This is a genomic window from Nocardiopsis sp. ATB16-24 (assembly GCF_030271535.1).
In the GTDB taxonomy this organism is placed as follows: Bacteria; Actinomycetota; Actinomycetes; order Streptosporangiales; family Streptosporangiaceae; genus Nocardiopsis.
In genome coordinates this window covers 45147-65167 of the sequence record NZ_JASCXJ010000023.1, presented here as the reverse complement: position 1 = coordinate 65167, position 20021 = coordinate 45147, and the positions used below count along the sequence as shown (strand labels likewise).

Sequence of the window (20021 nt, the reverse complement as noted above, 5' to 3'; positions counted from 1 at the left end):
GGGGAGGGAGGAAAGGTGTGTCTACGGCCGAAGGGGCGGCCCGTGGCGGGGCGGAGGAACGGTCGAGGCCCCGGGGGTCTCCCCCGGGGCCTCGGATCGCTCCCGCGACGTCGGTGTGGCCTACTCCTCGTCCTCGCCGCCGTCCTCGGGGGCGTCGGCCTCCTCGTCGGCGCCTTCCTCACCTTCCTCGCCCTCGATCTCCTCGGGCTCGGGGGGCGGCGGGTTGTCGTAGGCGCCGAGGATGTCGACGACGAAGACCAGCGTGCCGGCGGGGGCTCCTCCGGCCTCCTCCTCGCTCTCCCCGTAGGCCATGTCGCCGGGGACGACCAGCATCAGACGGCTCCCGACCTTCTGGCCGACCATGCCCTCGTCCCAGCCCTGGATGACGGCTCCGGCACCGATCGTGGTGTCGAACGGGTCGCCACCGCGGCTCCACGTCGAGTCGAACGACTCGTGGCCGCCGTTGTCGTCGGCCTCCCACCGCACTCCCGTGTACTGGACGATGACCTGTTGGCCCTCTTCCACCTCGGCGCCGCCGCCCTCGATGAGCGGGACGACCTCCAATTCCTCGGGAGGGTCGGTGTCGGGGATCTCGATGACGGGTTCGGAGTGGCCCTCCTGGGTGACCTTGGGCAGGTCCCCGCCCCCCTCCTCGGTCTGCTCCCCGGGTACGACCGCGCCCTTGTTGTAGCGCTCCATCAGGTCGATGACCAGGACGCTGGCGCCCTCCTGGGCGGGCTGGCCGGCCATTTCCGCCTGCTGGCGCTCCTCCTCCGTCATCGGCGGGAAGACGTACACGGCCCGGCTTCCGATGGGCTGGTTGACCAGCACGTCACCGATCTGCTCGGGCATCTGCTCCATACGCACCAGATCGGGGGCGCCGGTCTCGTAACTGGACTGGCCCTCCACGGGTTCCCCCTCGCCGGGGCCGGTCCACTGGTACTGGATGACGTTGGCGATCAGCAGGTCGTCGGCGCGTACCAGCTCGTCCTCGCCCGACCCCTTGCTGACGATCCCCGAGAGCTCCTCCTCGGGTGGTTCGGTGTCGGGGAAGGTGATCTCGGGTTCCTCACCGACCGGACCGGTGACGGTGGGGATCCGCGAGTCGAGCTGCTCCTCCCCCATACGCATGAAGGCGGGGGTACGCCACTCCTCAGGAATGTTCGCGCAGCTGGATATCGCCAGGGCGATGGCGGTCAGCGGCACCGCGAGGGCGGCAGCACGTCGGTGCATGGGTCACAACCTCTGATCTCCGGCTCAGGACAGGGTCACACTACCGAAAAGAAAGACCGTAACCACCCCCAGGAACGTTACGAACCGGACGGCCCCGCCGCGGACGGTCCGTCACCGCCGGGCGGGGCCCGATGCCAAGGTCCGAAAGTCACATTCCGGCGATGAGTTTCTCCACCCGTTCGTCCACCGACTTGAAGGGGTCCTTGCACAGCACGGTGCGCTGCGCCTGGTCGTTGAGCTTCAGGTGGACCCAGTCCACCGTGAAGTCGCGGCGTTGCTCCTGGGCCCGCCGGATGAACTCGCCGCGCAGCCGGGCCCTCGTGGTCTGCGGCGGTACCGACTTGGCCTCGAAGATCTTCAGGTCCCCGACCACCCGGTCCATCTGACCGCGGTTCTGCATCAGGTAGAACAATCCGCGATCGCGGTGGATGTCGTGGTAGGTCAGATCGAGTTGGGCCACCCGGGGCGAGGACAGCGAGAGGCCGTGCTTGTCGCGGTAGCGCTCCAGCAGCAGGTACTTGGCGACCCAGTCGATCTCCCTGGAGACCGTCTCCAGGTTCTGGGTCTCGACCGCCTCCAGGGTGCGTTGCCACAGCTCCAGGACACGTTTGCCGGTGGCGTCGGTGCCGTGCCGGTCGACGTAGCTCTGCACCTTGTCCAGGTACTCGCGCTGGATCTCCAGCGCGCTGGCCTCGCGTCCGTTGGCCAGACGCACCTTGCGACGGCCGGTCATGTCGTGGCTGACCTCGCGGATGGCCCGGATCGGGTTCTCCAGCGTGTAGTCGCGCATGACCACCCCGGCCTCGATCATCTGTAGCACGAGGTGGGTGGAGCCCAGCTTGAGCAGGGTGGTGGTCTCGCTCATGTTGGAGTCACCGACGATGACGTGCAGGCGGCGGAAGCGCTCGGCGTCGGCGTGCGGCTCGTCCCTGGTGTTGATGATGGGGCGTGAGCGCGTGGTGGCCGAGGAGACGCCCTCCCAGATGTGCTCGGCACGCTGGCTGACGCAGAACAGGGCCCCGCGAGGGGTCTGGAGGACCTTGCCCGCGCCGCAGACGATCTGCCGTGTGACCAGGAAGGGGATCAGCACGTCGGCCAGTCGACCGAACTCGCCGTGTCGGCCGACCAGGTAGTTCTCGTGGCAGCCGTAGGAGTTGCCCGCCGAGTCGGTGTTGTTCTTGAACAGGTAGATGTCCCCGGCGATGCCCTCCTCGTGCAGACGCTGCTCGGCGTCTATCTGCAGCCCCTCCAGGATGCGCTCGCCGGCCTTGTCGTGAGCGACCAGGTCCATGAGGTCGTCACACTCGGGGGTGGCGTACTCCGGATGGCTGCCCACGTCCAGGTAGAGGCGGGCGCCGTTGCGCAGGAACACGTTGCTGCTGCGCCCCCAGGAGACCACCCTGCGGAAGAGGTAACGGGCGACCTCGTCGGGGGACAGGCGCCGCTGTCCCCGGAAGGTGCACGTGACCCCGTACTCGTTCTCCAGCCCGAAGATCCGTCGCTCCACGCGGCCTCACCAACTTCCCATCCGGGGTGCGGACGGCGGAGTCCCACCGCCGGCACCCCCTCTTCCGGTGCGGCGCCTCGGGCACGCCGCACCGGCGGTCATCGTTTCCAGGTCATTCGTCGGCCTCGTCCGTGGTGCCGGTACCGCCGCCGGAGGAGACGGGGCTCCCGGTGGCCTTGCCCTCCTCCAGGAGGCGGGCCAGCCGCCGGCCGTGGACGCGACGGAACTTGCGGTGTTCTCGTGCCCGCTCCAGAACGGCGACCTCCAGGTTGGCGGCCTCCAGTTCGCGCGCCTCACCGTTCTCGTGCGCCAAGGCGTGCGTGGCCGCGTTGAGTGCCGCGCTGAGCGGAGCGTCGGCGGCGAAGCGGTCCTTGAGCACACCGGACACGTGCTCGGAGGAACCGCCCACCGCCACGAAGCCCTGTTCGTCGACGATGGAGCCGTCGAAGGTGATGCGGTAGATCTCGTCCTCGTCGGGAGTGTCACCGACCTCGGCGACGACGAGTTCCACCTCCCAGGGCTTGAGGCTCTCACTGAAGACGGTGCCCAGGGTCTGGGCGTAGATGTTGGCGAGCTGACGCCCGCTGACGTCGCGACGGTCGTACTGGTACCCGCGCACATCGGCGAAACGCACGCCCATGAGACGAAGGTTCTCGAACTCCGGATAACGACCGACGGCCGCGAAGGCGATGCGGTCGTAGAGTTCGCTGATCTTGTGCAGGGTGCGGGACACGTTGTCCGCCACCAGGAGGATGCCGCCCTCGTATTGCAGGACGACGGCGCTGCGGCCGCGCGCGATGCCCTTGCGCGCGTAGTCCGCTTTGTCCTTCATCTGCTGTTCGGGGGCGACATAGAACGGCATCGACACCGCGGATCGTTTCCTTGTCTAGTCGGAAGATGTCTGTTGTGGGGACGGGTGCCCGCTCAACTCAGCGAGGCCGTGGGCCCGTCGGGGCTGGCCGCGCGTCCCTCCACCACCTCGGTCGCCAGGCGGGCGACCTCTTCGGTGGGCAGGCGACGGTGACCGTCCTCGGTGATGACGTCGACGAGGGGGAAGATCTTGCGGTGCAGGTCCGGCCCTCCGGTGGCGGAGTCGTCGTCGGCGGCGTCGTAGAGGGCCTCCAAGGCGACCTTGGCGGCACCGGTCCGGTCGAGGTCCTCACGGTAGAGCTTCTTGATCGACCCCTTGGCGAAGACCGAGCCGGAACCGATGGAGTGGTAGCGCTGCTCCTCGTAGCGCCCTCCGACGGCGTCGTAGCTGAAGACACGCCCTTGGTCGCTGCCTTCGTCGTAACCGACCAGGAGCGGGACGACCACGAAGCCCTGCATGGCCATGCCCAGGTTGCCGCGGACCATCTGCGCGAGTTTGTTCGCCTTACCCTCCAGGGAGAGCGAACGGCCCTCCATCTTCTCGTAGTGCTCCAGCTCCACCTGGTAGAGGCGGGCCAGTTCGATACCGATCCCCGCGGAGCCCGCGATGGCCACCGCGGAGAACTCGTCGGTGCGAAAGACCTTGTCCATGTCGCGGTTGGCGATGACGTTTCCCTGTGTGGCACGGCGGTCCCCCGCCACCAGCACGCCCCCGGGGAAGGTCAGGGCGACGATGGTCGTGGCGTCGGGAGTGAGGTGCTCGGTCCCGCCGCCCGGGGGCAGCTTGTGTCCGGGCAGCAGCTCGGGTCTGACCGAACTGAGAAACTCGGTGAAGGACGAGGTTCCCGCACTCATGAAAGCGGCTGGCAACCGTCCGCCCTCGAACCCTTCGAACACGCGTCTCCCTTCACTCGCGCCCCACCCCGACGTGGGGGCGGGTGGGGCGCCTGTTGTCCTTGTTCACACGGCGGCCCATGTCGGCCGTCGTCATTGACCCTAGTCGTGTGCGCGGCGGCGCCGACGGCGCTGAAGTGCGCTGTCAGCGAACCGCCGCGCGGCGGCTACTGACCGCCCTTTTGCACGAACTGCCGGACGAAGTCCTCGGCGTTGCTCTCCAGCACGTCGTCGATCTCGTCGAGGATGTCGTCCACGTCCTCGTCCAGCTGTTCCTTACGGTCCTGGACATCCGCCGAGGCCTCGGTCTCCTCGACCTCCTCGTCGCGGCGCGAGGCGTGCTTCTGGCCGCCGGTATCCTTCGTCGCCATAGCCTGTTACCTCCCGTTCGGGCTCCCGTTCGGGGCTCTCGCCCTTATCTTGGCCCAACACCGCGCGGCTCAACCCCCTTCCCGGGGCCCGATACTCGCTAGTTACCTCGGATCACCCCATGTGCCCGTGCATGTTCCCGTACACGCGCCCGTGTCCCGAGGGTCCATGGTCGGCGTCGTCGGACGAACGCGGTGGAGGTGCCTTGGTGAGCCGGGCCGACGTACGCCCGGGGCCACCGGTGCACGCCGTCGTCTCTTCAGGCCCACACCCCGATCCTCGGAGCCGCTCCTGCGCATCGACGAGGTGACGGACGCCCCGGGACCGATGACCGCATCCGGCCATCCGATACCCCTTGCGCCCTCCGTGTACGCGTGGATCGGAGACATTGATCTGGAGGAACTCCAAGGTCAGACACATGGTCGCCCCAGGCCCCGGGAGCCCGTGCGATGGGTCGTCCGACCAGCCCATCATCCGAAGGAACGATCTGCCCTCGTCCTTCACCCGTCCCAGGCGCGCACTCCTGGCGTGTGGCCGTTCGTCGGGTGTCGCGACGACGCACGTCTGGGCGAACGTCTCGGAAGACCCCATCTCGGGTGCGGACCCCCGCCCCCGGAGATCCGACGTCCTCGCCGGCGGGCGTCGGACCTCAGGGCCCCTTCCCCCTCAGAGGGGGACAGGGACTCGTGAGCGGCGGCGCGCCGTTCCGGTTCCATCACCGACCGACACCACGGCCCCCTCCGGGCCCGCGAGGAGGCCGTCCCCCGTGACCGGCCGACCCGGTGTCCGCGTCGTCCCCGCCCATGACGGTGGACGGGGACGCCCGCCTTGGGGACCAGCCGGGGAAGAGGCGGGACCGGCCCCTTCGACGGCACTCCGCTCGGCTTGTGGGGTCGCTCGGACACGGAGGCTCCCGCACGCGGGGTTCAAGGGGTCGCGCGAAGCGGCGCTCGGGGAGGGCGTTGGACGCGACGGGCCCACGGGACACCACTCCTAGGGTCCTACGTCCGGAACCGGCCACGAGTTCGCACGAGTGTGCGCATGGCAAACCGGTCACAGGCCTCAGAGAGGAAGCCTTGACCTCTGGGGTTACACCTGCGTGACCGAACCCTCACCAATGGTACTCGGTACCGTGTCCGCATCCGGCCACGGAACACCCCTTGCGCTCGACGCCCGACTTCGGTTCGTCACACGGCGACTGCGAAAACCACAAGGTCGCACGCACCCCGACTACAGGTAGCCATCATGATACAGAGGGTCATGGGATGATCCTCTGTTCTACTAAATGGAACCACACCAAGAGGGTCTTTCCACCACCAAAGTGTGCACTTATGGTTGGGAATCGTTTACCGGATGTATCGGTGAACTTCGTGAATCGGACCAACTCCGATCCATGAAAGGGGCTTTTTCGCACCTACCGGAGCGGAAGTTCCCCTCCCCCGCTATTCCCCCCTTGGAGAGTTAGGGACCTATGCGACCCTCCCCCGTTATCTCCGCCGTAGGCACAGGAGCACTGGCCTTCGGCTTGGCACTGTCCATGGCCCCCGGAGCCCTCGCGGCGCCCGGACCGGTACCCCAGAACCCCGTCGCCGACGACACCGTCGCCGCCGCCGGCATGATGGACGCGCTCAAGCGCGACCTCGACCTGACCCCGTTCGAGGCCGAGTCGCTGCTCGAGGCCCAGGAGACCGCCTTCGAGGTCGACGCCGAGGCCACCGAGGCCGCCGGTGCGGCCTACGCCGGCTCGCTGTTCGACACCGACACCCACGAGCTCACCGTCCTGGTGACCGACACCGCGGCCGTTGAGGCCGTGGAGGCCACCGGCGCCGAGGCCACCGTGGTCTCCTACGGCACCGAGGGCCTGGCCGAGGTGGTGGAGGACCTCAACGAGGCCTCCGTCCAGGAGGGCGTGCTGGGCTGGTACCCGGACGTGGAGAGCGACACGGTCGTGATCGAGGTGCTGGAGGGCTCCGGCGCCGACATCGACGGTCTGATCGCCGAAGCCGGGGTGGAGGCCTCCGCGGTCCAGGTCGTGGAGACCGACCAGGCCCCGCAGGTCTACGCCGACATCATCGGCGGCGTGGCCTACTACATCGGCGGCGGCCGCTGCTCGGTCGGGTTCTCCGCGACCAACAGCGCCGGCCAGCCCGGCTTCGTGACCGCGGGCCACTGCGGCAGTGTCGGCTCCGCCGTCACCATCGGCAACGGCCGCGGCACCTTCGAGCGCTCGGTCTTCCCCGGTAACGACGCCGCCTTCGTCCGCGGTACCTCCAACTTCACCCTGCGCAACCTGGTGTCGCGCTACAGCTCCGGCGGCACCCAGGCCGTGACCGGCACCACCCAGGCCCCCATCGGCTCGGCGGTGTGCCGCTCCGGCTCCACCACCGGCTGGCACTGCGGCACCATCCAGGCCCGCAACCAGACGGTCCGCTACCCGCAGGGCACCGTCAACGGCCTCACCCGCACCAACGTGTGCGCCGAGCCCGGCGACTCCGGCGGCTCCTTCATCTCCGGTTCGCAGGCCCAGGGCGTCACCTCCGGTGGCTCGGGCAACTGCCGCACCGGCGGCACGACCTACTACCAGGAGGTCATGCCGATGGTGAACTCCTGGGGCGTTCGGATCCGCACCAGCTGACCCGTCCCTTCCCCTGTGACACGTCCCCCGTCCGCGCGTTGGCGCGGGCGGGGGACGCCCCTGTGGGCGCCCTTCCGCTCCGCCTCGGGGTCAGGCGACGCGGTGGACGATCCGCCCGTCGAGCACCGTCATCCACGCGTTCACCTCGCGCAGTCGCTCCTTGGGCAGGGACTCCACGTCCTGGTCCAGGACCACGACGTCGGCCAGGTACCCCGGACGCAGCGCGCCCAGACGGTCCTCCACGCCCAGCGAGTAGGCGGCGTCCAGGGTGTGGGCCCTCAGTGCCTCGTGCAGGGTGACCGCCTGCTCGGCGCCGATCGCCTCCCCCTCACGCGTGGTACGGCACACCGCGTTGGCGACGGTGTCCATCGGGCGCAGGCTGGAGACGAAGGAGTCGCTGGAGAGCACAGGACGCAGACCCAGGTCGATCTCCTCACGCATGGGCTGGAGTCGGTGGGCCCGTTCCCCCAGGCGTCGCATGAAGTCACCGCCGCTGTCATGAAGGAAATTGGGCTGGTTGACGGGGATCACCCCGTACTCGGTGAAACGCCTGGCCTGCTCCGGAGTGGGGTAACCACAGTGCTCCACCCGCGGACGCGGGTCGGGACCGCTCACACGTGCGGCCGAGGCGATGGCCGCCAGGGTGTTCTCCATGGCGACGTCGCCCTGGGTGTGAACGGCCACCTGCCAGCCCTCCCGGGCCGCACGCGTGACCAGGTCGACCAGCTGGTCGGGGTGGTGGTAGAGGCTGCCCTCGAACTCGCCGTGCTCACCGTAGGGAACGCTGAACTTGGCGGTTCCGCCCAGCAGGGTGCCGTCGGAGTAGAACTTCATACCGGTCAGGCGCAGCCAGTCGTCACCGAAGGGGCTCGCCAGTCCGGCGGAGGTGAGCGCCTCCAGCTGGTGGGAGAGCGGCATACCGAACGTGCGCAGCGGCAGGGTCCCGGCCGCACGGGCGGCACGGTACACCCGCAGCTCACGGGCCGAGACCTGCGGGTCGCACACGGCGGTGACCCCCGCCGACAGGTAGGGGGCGGCGGCGTCCGACAACCACCCCAGGAGCTGTTCGGCGGGCAGGTCGGTGTGGAAGTTGGGTCCGTGGCAACCGATGTCCACGGCCAGGGGCAGCAGTAGCTCCATGGCCGAGTCCAGGACCATGCCGGTCAGACGTCCTCCCTCGTCGCGGACGAAGGAGCCGCCCGCCGGGTCGGAGACGTCCTCACCGATACCGCTCCAGACCAGGGCCGCGGAGTTGACCACAGCCTGGTGACCGGAGACGTGGTAGACGATCACCGGATGTTCGTTGGTGGCCTCGTCCAGATCACGCCGTGTGGGACGGCCCCCCGGGAACTTGGCGTCGTCCATGTGGAAGGCCCGGATCCACTGCCCCGCCGGGGTCCGCTCCGCCTCGGCGGCGATGACGGCGACCAGGTCGGCCGCACTCGCCACGCGGGGATACCCGGCGTCGACGGCGGCCAGGGACTCGGCGGTGGACAGCAGGTGGTTGTGCGGGTCGATGAACCCGGGCAGGACGGTCCGTCCACCCGCGTCCACCTCCACGGCCCCGGGGCCGGCGGCGGCACGGGCGTCCTCCAGGCTCCCCGCCAGGCGTACCCGCCCCTCGCGCACGGCCACGGCACCGGCTCGCGGATTGGTGTCGTCCATGGTCAGGACCTTGGCGTTGTGGATGAGCAGACTGGACACGGGTGCTTTCCTCCTCTGTGCTCCGACACCGGTCCGGTGGTCCGGCGACGATGCCGTGACGGGGTCTCAGGACGCGGTGGCCAGATCGGCGTCGCGGTACCAGGGGGCCTTGACCAGGCAGGCGATGCTGACCAGGGCCATGAGCATCAGCAGTCCGGCCACGGGCAGGATGCTGCCGGTGGCGGCGAGCAGGGCGGTGCACACGATCGGGGACAGACCACCGAAGATCGCGCCCGCGACCTGGTAGGCGATGGAGATGCTGGTGTAGCGGGTGCGCGGCGGGTACATCTGGGCCAGCACACGGGCGATGGGGCCGTAGACGGCGGCCATGACCAGACGCATGAGACCCAGCATCAGGAAGATCAGGGCGGTGCTTCCGTTGTCCAGGAGCAGGAACTGCGGAAGAGCCAGCACGATGACGCCGACCAGACCGGCGACGACGACGCGGACGGTCCCGACGCGGTCCGCCAGCCAGGCCACCAGCGGGGTGGCCACGAGCTCGACGAACGCCGCCATGCTCAGCGCGTTGAGGATGACCTGCTCACTGATGCCGACGTCGGTGACGGCGTAGCCCTGGAGGAAGGTGGTGACGATGTAGTAGCCGCCGACCGCCACCGGAAGGATGCCGATACCGAGCAGCAGGGACCGCCAGGAGCCGCGCACGGCCTCGCGCAACGGCAGCTCCTCGGGCAGGTCCTGCTTCTCCTGCATCGCGGAGAAGACCGGGGACTCCTCCACCTTCAGACGGATGAGCAGCCCCACCAGGACCAGCAGGATCGAGGCCAGGAAGGGCAGACGCCAGCCCCAGCTGTAGAGCAGGTCGGTGTCCCAGGCCGCGATGAGCCCGAACGATCCCGTGGCCAGTAGCGCACCGGCCGGGTTGCCGAGTTGGGCGAAGGAGCCGTAGAAGGTCTTGCGATCCTCCGGAGCGTGCTCCACCGCCATCAGGACGGCGCCGCCCCACTCCCCGCCCACGGCGATGCCCTGGATGAAGCGCAACAGCACCAGCAGCAGCGGAGCCACGAAGCCGATCTGCTCGTAGGTGGGCAGCAGACCCACGCAGAAGGTGGCCACACCCATCATCAGCAAAGTGATGACCAGGGCCGACTTACGTCCCAGGCGGTCGCCGAAGTGTCCGAAGACCAACCCGCCCAGAGGCCTGGCGAAGAAACCCACCGAGAAGGTGGCGAAGGAGGCCATCAGGCCGACCAGGGGGTCGGTGCCCGGGGGGGAAGAAGAGGACGCCGAACACCAGGCCGGCCGCCGTGGCGTAGATGTAGAAGTCGAACCACTCGATGGTGGTTCCCACGAAGGCCGCCACCGCCGCACGAGCCGGGTGCGGGGAAGTGGGGGCGTTCCGTTCTGACATGGCTGCTCCGTTGGGCACTCGACTGGACCTGGTGCGCGGGCCGGGGGCCGGCGCACCGATGACCACGGCCGATGATTCACGTTCTGTTGTGACCGTAGACACCGAAGGACTCTTCGGCCTGGGACGATATGCACCTCCTAGCCTGTTACACAGGTGCGAAACGCACAGTGCGCGACGTGGGAGGAGGCGGGGTTGACCATCACGGTCCGTGACATCGTCGCCGACCCCTCCCTGGAGGTACGGATCGCGGCGGGACACGCCGGACTGGACCGCGCCATCAGGTGGGCGCACGTCACCGAACTCCCCGATCCGGTGCGCTGGCTGCGCGGCGGAGAGCTGGTGTTGACCGTCGGTCTGGGGCTGGGTTCGGGTGAGGAGGAGCGCCGAGCCTACGTGCGCCGGTTGCACGGAGCCGGATGCGCGGGCCTGGCCTTCGCGATCGACATGTGGGTTCGCGAGGTCCCGCCCGAGGTGCTGGCCGAGGGCGAGGCACTGGGACTGCCGATCCTGCGGGTGGAGGGAGGGACCTCCTTCATCGCGGTGGTGGAGACCGTGGCCGACCATCACGCGGCCGAGCGCACACGCGAGCAACAGCACGTGCTCACCGCCCAGGACGCGATGGCACGCGCGTCGCTGCGTTCGGGGCCGGCCGGGGTGATGCGCGAGCTGTCCTCGGCCACCTCGGGAGAGTCACTGCTGTCGGACCGTAACGGGATGACGAGCATCGCCTTCCCTCAGGCCGAGCCGCCATGGCACGCGTTGGTACGCTCCACACTGGTGAGACGTCCGCGGGGGATGACGCTCCTGGCCGACGGTGAGGCGACCGTACTGCTCCAGAGCCTGGGTCCCAGCGGACACACGCTCGGTTGGTTGGCGTTGCGCCGTCCCGGTGAGGTGACCCCGTACGTACGGATGCTCGCCAACCACGCGGCGTCGCTGCTCGCGGTGGACCTGCTCCACTCACGGGACACACGGCGTGCGCTGTACCACGCACGTGCTCCGGTGCTCCTCGCCGCGCTGACGGGACGCACCCGGCCACCGCTGACCCTTCCCCCTCCTCCCTGGGAGGTGGTGTGCCTGCGCGGTCCCGATGCCCGGCGGTCGATGGACCACGCGGCGGACGCGCTGACCGAGGTGCTGGGCGACACCGAAGCCGCCCACAGGAGCGGTCTGTGCGTCGTGCAGGACGACGTGGTGGCGGTCCTGCCCGACCCGGGCGGCACCCGTCTGGGGCGTCGGTTGTTCTCGGCCCTGTCCGGTCTCACCGCAGGGCCCCGCGCCGCCGGTGCCTGTGGTGCCCGCGATCCCGACGATCTGCCCTCGGCCCTGGAGCGGGCCCGCCAGGTCGCCACGGAGGGCTACCGGCACGTGGACGAGGCCGACGCCTGGTCGTTGCTGCGGTCCATGGTCCCCGACGAGGGGGTGCGCGCCTTCGACCAGGCCGTCCTCGGTCGGCTGCGTTCCCACGACGCGCGCAACGGCACCGAACTGGCCCACACCCTGCGCCACTACCTGGACAACAGCGCCCAGGTGGAGGCGACCGCCCGGGACCTGCGGATCCACCGCAACACCCTACGGTCGAGACTGCGCGTCGCCGAACGGGTCATGGACCGCACACTGTCCGAACCCCGGACCCGTCTGGAACTGTGGACCGCCCTGAGTCTGGAACCGATGCGCTGCCACGACGGCAGCTGGCACACGTGAGGCTCCGGACGTGGCACGGGAGGTCGGGACCCCCGACCTCCCGCCCGTGGGTCAGTGCCCGCCCGTGAGCACCGAGACCAGGTCGGCCGCCGTGTCGGAGGCGTCCAGCAGGCCTCCCACGTGCTCCTTGGTCCCCCGGAGCGGGTCCAGGGTCGGTACCCGCTGTAGGGAGTCATGGCCCGGAAGGTCGAAGATCACCGAGTCCCAGGAGGCGGCGGCCACCTCGTCGGCGTACTTGGCCAGGCAGCGCCCGCGGAAGTAGGCCCGGGTGTCCTCCGGGGGCTCGGTGACGGCGCGTTCCACCTCCGCCTCGTCCACCAGGCGCCGCATCCGCCCGCGTTCCACCAACCGGTTGTAGATCCCCTTGTCGGCGCGCACGTCCGAGTACTGCAGGTCCACCAACTGCAAGCGCGGGTGCGACCACTCCAGACCGTCCCGGGTGCGGTAACTCTCCAGCACCTTGAGCTTGGCCACCCAGTCCAGCTCGTCGGCCAGGCTCATCGGGTCCGTGCCCAGCCGCCGCAGCACCGACTCCCAGCGATCCAGGACGTCGGCGGTGTCGGGGTCCACATCGGTGCCGAAGCGGTCCTCGACGTACTTGCGGGCCTGGTCCAGGTACTCCGCCTGCAACTCCAGGGCGGTCACCCTCCGCCCGTCGCGCAGCCGCACCCGGTGGGTCAGTCCGGGGTCGTGCGAGACCGCCCTCAGGTCGGCGACCGGGGTCTCCAGGGACAGGTCCGCCTCCAGGAAGCCGTCCTCGATCATCGACAGCACCAGCGAGGTCATGCCCAGCTTGAGGTAGGTGGAGATCTCGCTCAGGTTGGCGTCGCCGATGATCACGTGCAGACGCCGGTAACGGTCGGGATCGGCGTGCGGTTCGTCCCGGGTGTTGATGATGGGACGCTTCAGGGTGGTCTCCAGCCCCACCTCGACCTCGAAGAAGTCGGCGCGTTGGGAGAGCTGGAACCCCGCCCCCTGCCCGTCCGAACCGATGCCGACCTTGCCCGCGCCGACGATGACCTGCCGGGAGACGAAGAAGGGAATCAGGTGTCGGACGATGTCACCGAACGGCGTGGACCGTTTCATCAGGTAGTTCTCGTGGCAGCCGTAGGCGGCGCCCTTGTTGTCGGTGTTGTTCTTGTACAACTGGATGGGTTCGATCCCCGGTGTGGCACCCGCCCGCGCGGCCGCGTCGGCCATCACCCGCTCTCCGGCCTTGTCCCACAGCACCGCGTCGCGCGGATTGGTGACCTCCGGCGCCGAGTACTCGGGATGGGCGTGGTCCACGTACAGACGGGCCCCGTTGGTGAGGATGACGTTGGCCAACCCCAGGTCCTCGTCCGTGAGCTGACTGGGGTCGGCCGTCTCGCGCGCCATGTCGAAGCCGCGCGCGTCGCGTAGCGGGTTCTCCTCCTCGAAGTCCCAGCGAGCACGCCTCGCCCGGGCAGCCGAGGCGGCCCGATAGGCGTTGACCACCTGGGTGGAGGTGACCATCGCGTTGGCCCCGGGGTTGCCTGGTACGGAGATCCCGTACTCGGTCTCGATACCCATAATCCGCCGCACACTCATGATGAGAGGTTATCCACCGTGGCCCGGTCTTGAACGCTTCCGCGCCAATTGTGGCCCAAGTGCCGTGTTCCCGGGCGTTGCGCGGTTTCGGCGCACGACACGGCGAGGGACCCGCCGAAGAGTTCGGCGGGTCCCTCCCCTCATACCGTCACAGGTACTGACCGGTGTTGGGCACCGTGTCGATGCTGCGACCGGAGTCCGCGCCCTTCTTGCCCGTGACCAGGGTCCGGATGTAGACGATCCTCTCGCCCTTCTTTCCGGAGATCCGCGCCCAGTCGTCGGGGTTGGTGGTGTTGGGCAGGTCCTCGTTCTCGCTGAACTCGTCGACGCAGGCCTGCAACAGGTGCGAGACCCGGATGCCCTTGGACTTGTGGTCGATGAAGTCCTTGATGGCCATCTTCTTGGCCCGTGCGACGATGTTCTCGATCATCGCTCCGGAGTTGAAGTCCTTGAAGTACAGGACCTCCTTGTCACCGTTGGCGTAGGTGACCTCCAGGAAGCGGTTCTCCTCGTCCTCGGTGTACATGCGCTCCACCACGCGCTGGATCATCGCGTCCACGGTGGCCTTGGTGGAACCGCCGTGCTCGGCGAGGTCGTCCTCGTGCAGCGGCAGGTCCTCGGTGATGTACTTGCCGAAGATGTCACGGGCCGCCTCGGCGTCCGGCCGCTCGATCTTGATCTTGACGTCCAGACGGCCGGGCCGCAGGATCGCCGGGTCGATCATGTCCTCGCGGTTGGAGGCGCCGATGACGATGACGTTCTCCAAGCCCTCCACACCGTCGATCTCACTGAGCAGCTGCGGAACGATCGTGTTCTCCACGTCGGAGGACACACCCGAACCACGGGTACGGAAGATCGAGTCCATCTCGTCGAAGAAGACGATGACCGGGGTGCCCTCGGACGCCTTCTCCCTCGCCCGTTGGAAGACCAGGCGGATGTGACGCTCGGTCTCGCCCACGTACTTGTTGAGCAGCTCCGGACCCTTGATGTTGAGGAAGAAGCTCTTGCCGACGTCACGGCCGGTCCGCTCGGCCACCTGCTTGGCCAGCGAGTTGGCGACCGCCTTGGCGATGAGCGTCTTACCGCATCCGGGGGGTCCGTAGAGCAGCACGCCCTTGGGCGGACGCAGCTGGTGCTCGTAGAACAGGTCCTTGTGCAGATAGGGCAGCTCGACGGCGTCGCGGATCATCTCGATCTGCCCGGCCAGACCACCGATATCGGTGTAGGAGATGTCGGGCACCTCCTCGAGGATGAGCTCTTCGACCTCGGACTTGGGAATACGCTCGTAGACGTATCCGGACCGGGGCTCCAGCAGCAGCGAGTCGCCGGGGCGGATCGGCTCGTCGCGCAGCGGTTCGGCCAGCCGGACGATCCGCTCCTCGTCGTGGTGGGAGATCACCAGGGCACGTTCGCCGTCCTCAAGGATCTCCTTGAGCATGACGACCTCACCGACGGTCTCGAAGGACTCCGCCCCCACCACGTTGAAGGCCTCGTTGAGCATGACCTCCTGCCCCGGACGCAGGCCGTCCAGGTCCAGTGAAGGACTGACGTTGACCCGCATCTTGCGGCCGTTGGTGAAGATCTCGACGGTCTCGTCCTCGCGCGAGCCGAGGTAGACACCGAAACCGGACGGCGGTTGGGCCAGCCGGTCGACCTCCTCCTTGAGCGCGAGGATCTGCTCACGCGCCTCCTTCAAAGTGGAGACGAGCCGTTCGTTCTGTCCGTTGGCCGCGGCAAGGTCGGCCTGCGCCTCGCGCAGACGCTCTTCCAAAAGGCGTACATGCCGGGGAGAGTCAGCGAGTTTGCGTCGCACCACGCTGAGTTCCTTCTCCATGTAGGAGACCTGGGCCCTGAGTTCTGCGACTTCACGGTCCTGGTCGCTCTGACGCTCATCGTCGCGCTCGGCCACGTCCGCCACCTCCCTATGAGGAACTACATCGGAGCCTACCTACCCCCGCCCATTTCCTAACCTCCTGAGGCGGACGAGTGTCGTAGGCCTCATTTTCAGGTCTTGCGTCACCACAGGTCAGGGTGCTAGCGAGGGACCCGACGTAATGAGAAAGTAACCTCCGGGTCCGGCCTCGGGCAAGCTTTTCGCGCGCTCGCGCGACCTTCCGGCGCACGTCAGCGGGCCTGCCCGCGCGGGCGGAAACCCTCTGGACGTTCGGTGCCCCGCCTGCCTGTCCGCACCGCGCCGGCGGCGGTCGGGGCGCGGGCGTGCACGGGCGCCCTCGGAGGGGTCCGCGGGCGGGCCGCCTCCCAGAGCGCCTCCGTCGGAGCGTCAGCCCTGCGGACCGGGGGACTCGGTCTCCTGCGGGGCGTCGCCGCCGCCCCGCTCACGCGTGGCGACGAAGTCCTTGCCGTAGGCGCCCTTGGCCGGGCGCCGACGCCGCTCGGGGGCCTCGATCCCGTCGGCCAGGCGCCGCGCGACCACCAGGAACCCGGTGTGCCCGATCATGCGGTGGTCGGGTCGCACGGCCAGCCCCTCCACGTGCCAGGTGCGCAGCATGGTCTCCCACGAGCGCGGCTCGTAGAAACGGGCGTCCTCGCGCAGATCCTCCACCACACGCGACAGCTGGGTGGTGGTGGCGACGTAACAGCACAGCAGACCGCCCGGGATCAGGGCCCGGGCGACCGCGTCCAGGCATTCCCAGGGGGCGAGCATGTCCAGGAACACACGGTCGACGTCGGTCTCGTCCAACTCCTCCACCAGATCGCCCACCGTGAGCCTCCAGGCCGGGTGCGGACCGCCGTGGAAACGCTCGACGTTCTTACGGGCGATCTCGGCGAAGTCGGCACGGCGCTCATAGGAGTGCACCATGCCGTGCTCGCCGACCGCGCGCAGCAGCCAGTTGGACATGGCACCCGATCCGGCGCCGGCCTCCACCACGCGTGCGCCGGGGAAGATGTCGGCCTCCACCAGGATCTGTGCCGCGTCCTTGGGATAGACGATGGTCGCGCCCCTCTTCATCGACAGGGTGTAGTCGATGAGCAGGGGACGCAGCGCCACGTAGTCCGTACCGGTGTTGGAACGGACCACGCTGCCCTCGGGCCGCCCGATGAGGTCGTCGTGCTCCACCTTGCCCTTGTGCGAGTGGAAGGCACCGCCCTCGCGCAGTGTGATCGTGTGCATCCGCCCCTTGGGGTCGGTCAACTGCACGGTGTCGCCGTCGGTGAAGGGGCCGCGGCGGCCATGGATACCGGTCAACGTCGTTCTCGTCTTCCCACGTCGCACTTGCCTGGCAGAACGGTCGTCCAGCGTATCGGCCCCCGCAGGCCGTAACGAACGGGTCGGAAGGGCCGGGAAAGGACACGACACGGCCGAGGGGGCGGGCGAAGACCGGCAGTGGGGCGGCGGATCGGACCCGGGCATCACCCGGGACGAGGGTGGCGCGTGCGAAAAACCGCTTCCCGGGGCAGTATCGGCTGCGGGGCCGCGATCGCGCTCACGCACCGCACCACCCACCGCACGAGGACCACGGGAGACGATCACGCATGTCACAGTTGACCACGGGGTTGGGAATCGACATCGGCGGCAGCGGGATCAAGGGAGCGCCCGTCGACCTGGCCACCGGCGACTTCCTCAAGGAACGCAAGAAGATCCTCACCCCCGAGCACTCCACACTCGACACGGTGGCCGCGATCGTGCGTGAGATCGCCGAGTACTTCCCCGAGGCCTCGAAGGCACCGGTGGGCGTCACCTTCCCCGGTGTGGTCCAGCAGGGCGTGGTGCGCACCTCGGCCAACCTGGACAAGCACTGGATCGGCACCGACGCGCGGGTGTTGTTCAGTGAGGCGGTCGGCCGACCGGTGCGCGTCCTCAACGACGCCGACGCCGCGGGCGTGGCCGAGAGTCGCCGCGGCGCCGCGAAGGGGGTCCCGGGGGTGGTGTTGGTGACCACTCTGGGCACGGGGATCGGCAGTGCCCTGTTGGTGAACGGAAGACTGGTGCCCAACACCGAGTTCGGACACCTGGAGGTCGACGGCCACGACGCCGAGACCCGTGCCTCGGCGGCGGCCAAGAACAGGGAGGGCCTGTCCTACGAGGAGTGGGCGACCGAGCGCCTGCAACGTTACTACCGCGTGGTGGAGGACCTGCTGTGGCCGAACCTGATCGTGGTCGGCGGCGGGGTGAGCCGGCAGGGGCACCGGTTCCTTCCGTTGTTGGACATCCGAACCCCCATCGTGGCCGCCGAGTTGCGCAACACCGCCGGAATCGTCGGCGCCGCCCTGGCCGCGGCGGAGCAGGAGTCGATCTGAGGCGCTCCACCGGCACGGGGCGTTCCGAGGAGGGGCCTTCAGGCCCCGTGCCCGTGCTCGCTCAGGTCCGGTCGACGGACATCGCCAGCGCGCCCACGACCCGCCGTGCGGCGTCGGCGGTTCGGGTGACCGGTGAGATCGGTACCCCCGCCAGCGCCGGGGGCATCCCCTCCTTCGGGGGCCAGCGCATCCACCACCACAGGTCCCCGCGGTGCGGACGCAGCAGGACCTGCTGGGAGTGGGACCGAGGTCCCACGTCGACCGCTCCGCGCGCTCCGTCCTCACGGACCTCCCACCCTCGCGCACGCAGCTCGGTCGCCAGTCCGCGCAGGACCAGGCCGGTCGACTCTCCCCGACTCTCCGTCTCGGCCCGAGCCGGGTTCCGCCTCGGGCTCGGACTCCCCGCGGGCGGGGTCTCAATGGTCACGGGGCTTTCCCTCCCAGGCACTACCGGGACCAACGACCCTTGTACTCTGCCGTATCGAGAGTGTGGACGAAGAGGCCTATGCCGATCCCGCATAGGGCCTTCTTTCTCCCATATAGCCCCCAAGACCCACCGACAGTCCCTAACCTAAGCTCATGCCCCAACCAGACGGCGGTCCTCCCGTGGACCTGTGGACGCGGCCTCGCATAGCCCAAGCGCTGGCCACCTGTGACATGGCGGCGGTGCTCGAGGGGGTGCGCGCCGCACGCGGTTGGTCCCAGGGCGACCTCGCCCGCGCGATCGACTACTCCCAGAGTTGGGTCTCACGCGTGGTCAACGGACAGCAGTCACTGACCATCGACCAGGTGCGCGACCTCGCCGAACGGTTGGACATTCCGCTGCACCTGTTGCGCTTCGGCGGGGCCCCGGCCCGGGCCGCTCCCGCCGCGAGGGGGGTGAACACCACGAGACGCCGCGACTTCGCCCGCGTGGTCGCCACGGGCGCCCTGCTCACCGCCGCTCCCGCGACCACGCCCGGAGGGACGCCCGACGCCGACCACCGCCCGGTCGACGTCACCACCGCCCACGCCCTACGCGCGATCACCGGTGGCCAGCGTCGCATGGACGCCGGCTCCTGCTCCTCCCATCTTCTGCCCAGCGCGGTGGCGCACGTGCATCTGTGCGAGCACATGCTCAAGCAGGCGCACGGGACCGCGTTCAGTTCGGAACTCAGCGCCGCCGCGAGCGAGGCATCGGGGTTCACCGCGTGGCTGTACGCCGACCAGGGCGACATGGGATCGGCCCGCGCGCACTACCGCACGGCCGTGAACCGGGCACGCCAGGCGGGCGTGCGCCTCCTGGACGTGTACATGTTGGGCTCCCTGGCCGCCTTCGAGGCCGACACGGCGGAGGATCCCCATCTGGGCCTCGGCCTGGTCCAGGAGGCCCAGCACGTCCTCGGCCCCTCCGCCCATCCCACGGCCCGCGCCTGGCTCGCCTGTGTCGGCGCCCTGGCCCATGCGGGGACGGGCGATCGCTCCGCCGCCGTCCACGCCCTCGACCAGGCCGAGAGGGAGGCGGCCAGGTCGAGCAACACCGCACCGCCCTGGCCATGGGTCTTCGCCTTCGACCAGGCCAAGGTGGCCGGTTACCGTGCCCTGGTGGACGTACGTCTGCGCCGGCCGCACCAGGCGCGCCGGGCCTTCGCCGAAGCCCTCGCACCTCGGGCGGTCAACCCCAAACAGTCCGCCGTCCTCCAGGTGGAGCTGGCGTCGGCGCACGCCGACGCCGGTGATGTGGACGAGGCGTTCCGGTTGGCACACGAGGCGCTGAGCACCGGGATCCGGTTCAGGTCCGAACGCGTCATCGGACGCGTACGGTCCTTCCGTCGCCGCTACGCGGGTCCCCCCGCACGCTGTGTGGCCGACCTGGACGACCGACTTCTGTCCCTGGTCTCCGGTATCCCTGCTTCCGGGTAGAGAAG

The 20021-nt window shown here is 69.0% G+C and carries 14 protein-coding genes and 1 pseudogene; 4 read left to right on the top strand and 11 right to left on the bottom strand.

Annotation, left to right across the window (positions count from 1 at the left end):
• Window positions 1-120 precede the first annotated feature (120 nt).
• The 5 genes from PFX91_RS20530 to PFX91_RS20510 form a co-directional block, all read right to left on the bottom strand.
• Complete coding sequence (locus tag PFX91_RS20530; RefSeq protein WP_285734316.1) at window positions 121-1233, bottom strand: FKBP-type peptidyl-prolyl cis-trans isomerase; 1113 nt, start codon at window positions 1231-1233, stop codon at window positions 121-123.
• A gap of 148 nt (window positions 1234-1381) precedes the next feature.
• Window positions 1382-2740, bottom strand: coding sequence for a Pup--protein ligase (pafA, locus tag PFX91_RS20525; protein ID WP_285734315.1), 1359 nt, complete (start codon window positions 2738-2740; stop codon window positions 1382-1384).
• Between the two features lie 112 nt (window positions 2741-2852).
• A complete protein-coding gene (prcA, locus tag PFX91_RS20520) occupies window positions 2853-3608 on the bottom strand; it encodes a proteasome subunit alpha (protein WP_285734314.1) in 756 nt (251 codons plus the stop codon).
• Window positions 3609-3664: 56 nt separating this feature from the next.
• A complete protein-coding gene (gene prcB / locus PFX91_RS20515; RefSeq protein ID WP_285734313.1) occupies window positions 3665-4507 on the bottom strand; it encodes a proteasome subunit beta in 843 nt (280 codons plus the stop codon).
• 164 nt (window positions 4508-4671) lie between these two features.
• On the bottom strand, window positions 4672-4875 hold the full coding sequence (locus PFX91_RS20510) for a ubiquitin-like protein Pup (protein ID WP_285734312.1): 204 nt from the start codon (window positions 4873-4875) through the stop codon (window positions 4672-4674).
• A 1469-nt stretch (window positions 4876-6344) separates the two neighbouring features.
• Between PFX91_RS20510 and PFX91_RS20505 the strand changes: the two genes are divergently transcribed.
• Window positions 6345-7508 (top strand): S1 family peptidase, encoded by a 1164-nt coding sequence (locus PFX91_RS20505; RefSeq protein WP_285734311.1) that lies wholly within the window; start codon window positions 6345-6347, stop codon window positions 7506-7508.
• A gap of 90 nt (window positions 7509-7598) precedes the next feature.
• Here the strand turns inward: PFX91_RS20505 and PFX91_RS20500 are convergent, their stop codons facing one another.
• Complete coding sequence (locus PFX91_RS20500; protein ID WP_285734310.1) at window positions 7599-9212, bottom strand: amidohydrolase; 1614 nt, start codon at window positions 9210-9212, stop codon at window positions 7599-7601.
• A gap of 66 nt (window positions 9213-9278) precedes the next feature.
• Window positions 9279-10581, bottom strand: a pseudogene (locus tag PFX91_RS20495) (MFS transporter).
• A 192-nt stretch (window positions 10582-10773) separates the two neighbouring features.
• Here PFX91_RS20495 and PFX91_RS20490 point away from each other — a divergent pair.
• Window positions 10774-12285 (top strand): PucR family transcriptional regulator, encoded by a 1512-nt coding sequence (locus PFX91_RS20490; protein WP_285734360.1) that lies wholly within the window; start codon window positions 10774-10776, stop codon window positions 12283-12285.
• Between the two features lie 51 nt (window positions 12286-12336).
• Here PFX91_RS20490 and dop read toward each other — a convergent pair whose 3' ends face one another.
• From dop to PFX91_RS20475, 3 genes are all read right to left on the bottom strand, one after another.
• Entirely contained in the window at window positions 12337-13854 is a 1518-nt protein-coding gene (dop, locus tag PFX91_RS20485; RefSeq protein ID WP_352231708.1) for a depupylase/deamidase Dop, read from the bottom strand.
• Between the two features lie 148 nt (window positions 13855-14002).
• The gene (gene arc, locus PFX91_RS20480) at window positions 14003-15772 is read right to left on the bottom strand and encodes a proteasome ATPase (protein WP_285734309.1); all 1770 of its coding nucleotides are present in this window, start codon (window positions 15770-15772) and stop codon (window positions 14003-14005) included.
• Window positions 15773-16135: 363 nt separating this feature from the next.
• Complete coding sequence (locus PFX91_RS20475) at window positions 16136-17062, bottom strand: tRNA (adenine-N1)-methyltransferase (RefSeq protein WP_285734308.1); 927 nt, start codon at window positions 17060-17062, stop codon at window positions 16136-16138.
• 287 nt (window positions 17063-17349) lie between these two features.
• On the opposite strand from PFX91_RS20475, the gene ppgK reads away from it, so the two are divergent.
• Window positions 17350-18114: a polyphosphate--glucose phosphotransferase gene (gene ppgK / locus PFX91_RS20470; protein ID WP_285734307.1), complete on the top strand. Its 765-nt coding sequence runs from the start codon at window positions 17350-17352 to the stop codon at window positions 18112-18114.
• A gap of 61 nt (window positions 18115-18175) precedes the next feature.
• On the opposite strand, the gene PFX91_RS20465 is transcribed toward ppgK, so the two are convergent.
• Entirely contained in the window at window positions 18176-18541 is a 366-nt protein-coding gene (locus PFX91_RS20465; protein WP_285734306.1) for a hypothetical protein, read from the bottom strand.
• A gap of 152 nt (window positions 18542-18693) precedes the next feature.
• On the opposite strand from PFX91_RS20465, the gene PFX91_RS20460 reads away from it, so the two are divergent.
• Window positions 18694-20016, top strand: coding sequence for a helix-turn-helix domain-containing protein (locus PFX91_RS20460; protein WP_502888345.1), 1323 nt, complete (start codon window positions 18694-18696; stop codon window positions 20014-20016).
• Window positions 20017-20021: the final 5 nt, after the last annotated feature.

Coding starts and splice junctions, on each gene's coding strand:
- PFX91_RS20530 (WP_285734316.1), bottom strand. CDS start 1,233: ATGCACCGACGTGCTGCCGCCCTCGCGGTGCCGCTGACCGCCATCGCC.
- dop (WP_352231708.1), bottom strand. CDS start 13,854: ATGAGTGTGCGGCGGATTATGGGTATCGAGACCGAGTACGGGATCTCC.
- PFX91_RS20505 (WP_285734311.1), top strand. CDS start 6,345: ATGCGACCCTCCCCCGTTATCTCCGCCGTAGGCACAGGAGCACTGGCC.
- ppgK (WP_285734307.1), top strand. CDS start 17,350: ATGTCACAGTTGACCACGGGGTTGGGAATCGACATCGGCGGCAGCGGG.
- PFX91_RS20510 (WP_285734312.1), bottom strand. CDS start 4,875: ATGGCGACGAAGGATACCGGCGGCCAGAAGCACGCCTCGCGCCGCGAC.
- PFX91_RS20460 (WP_502888345.1), top strand. CDS start 18,694: ATGCCCCAACCAGACGGCGGTCCTCCCGTGGACCTGTGGACGCGGCCT.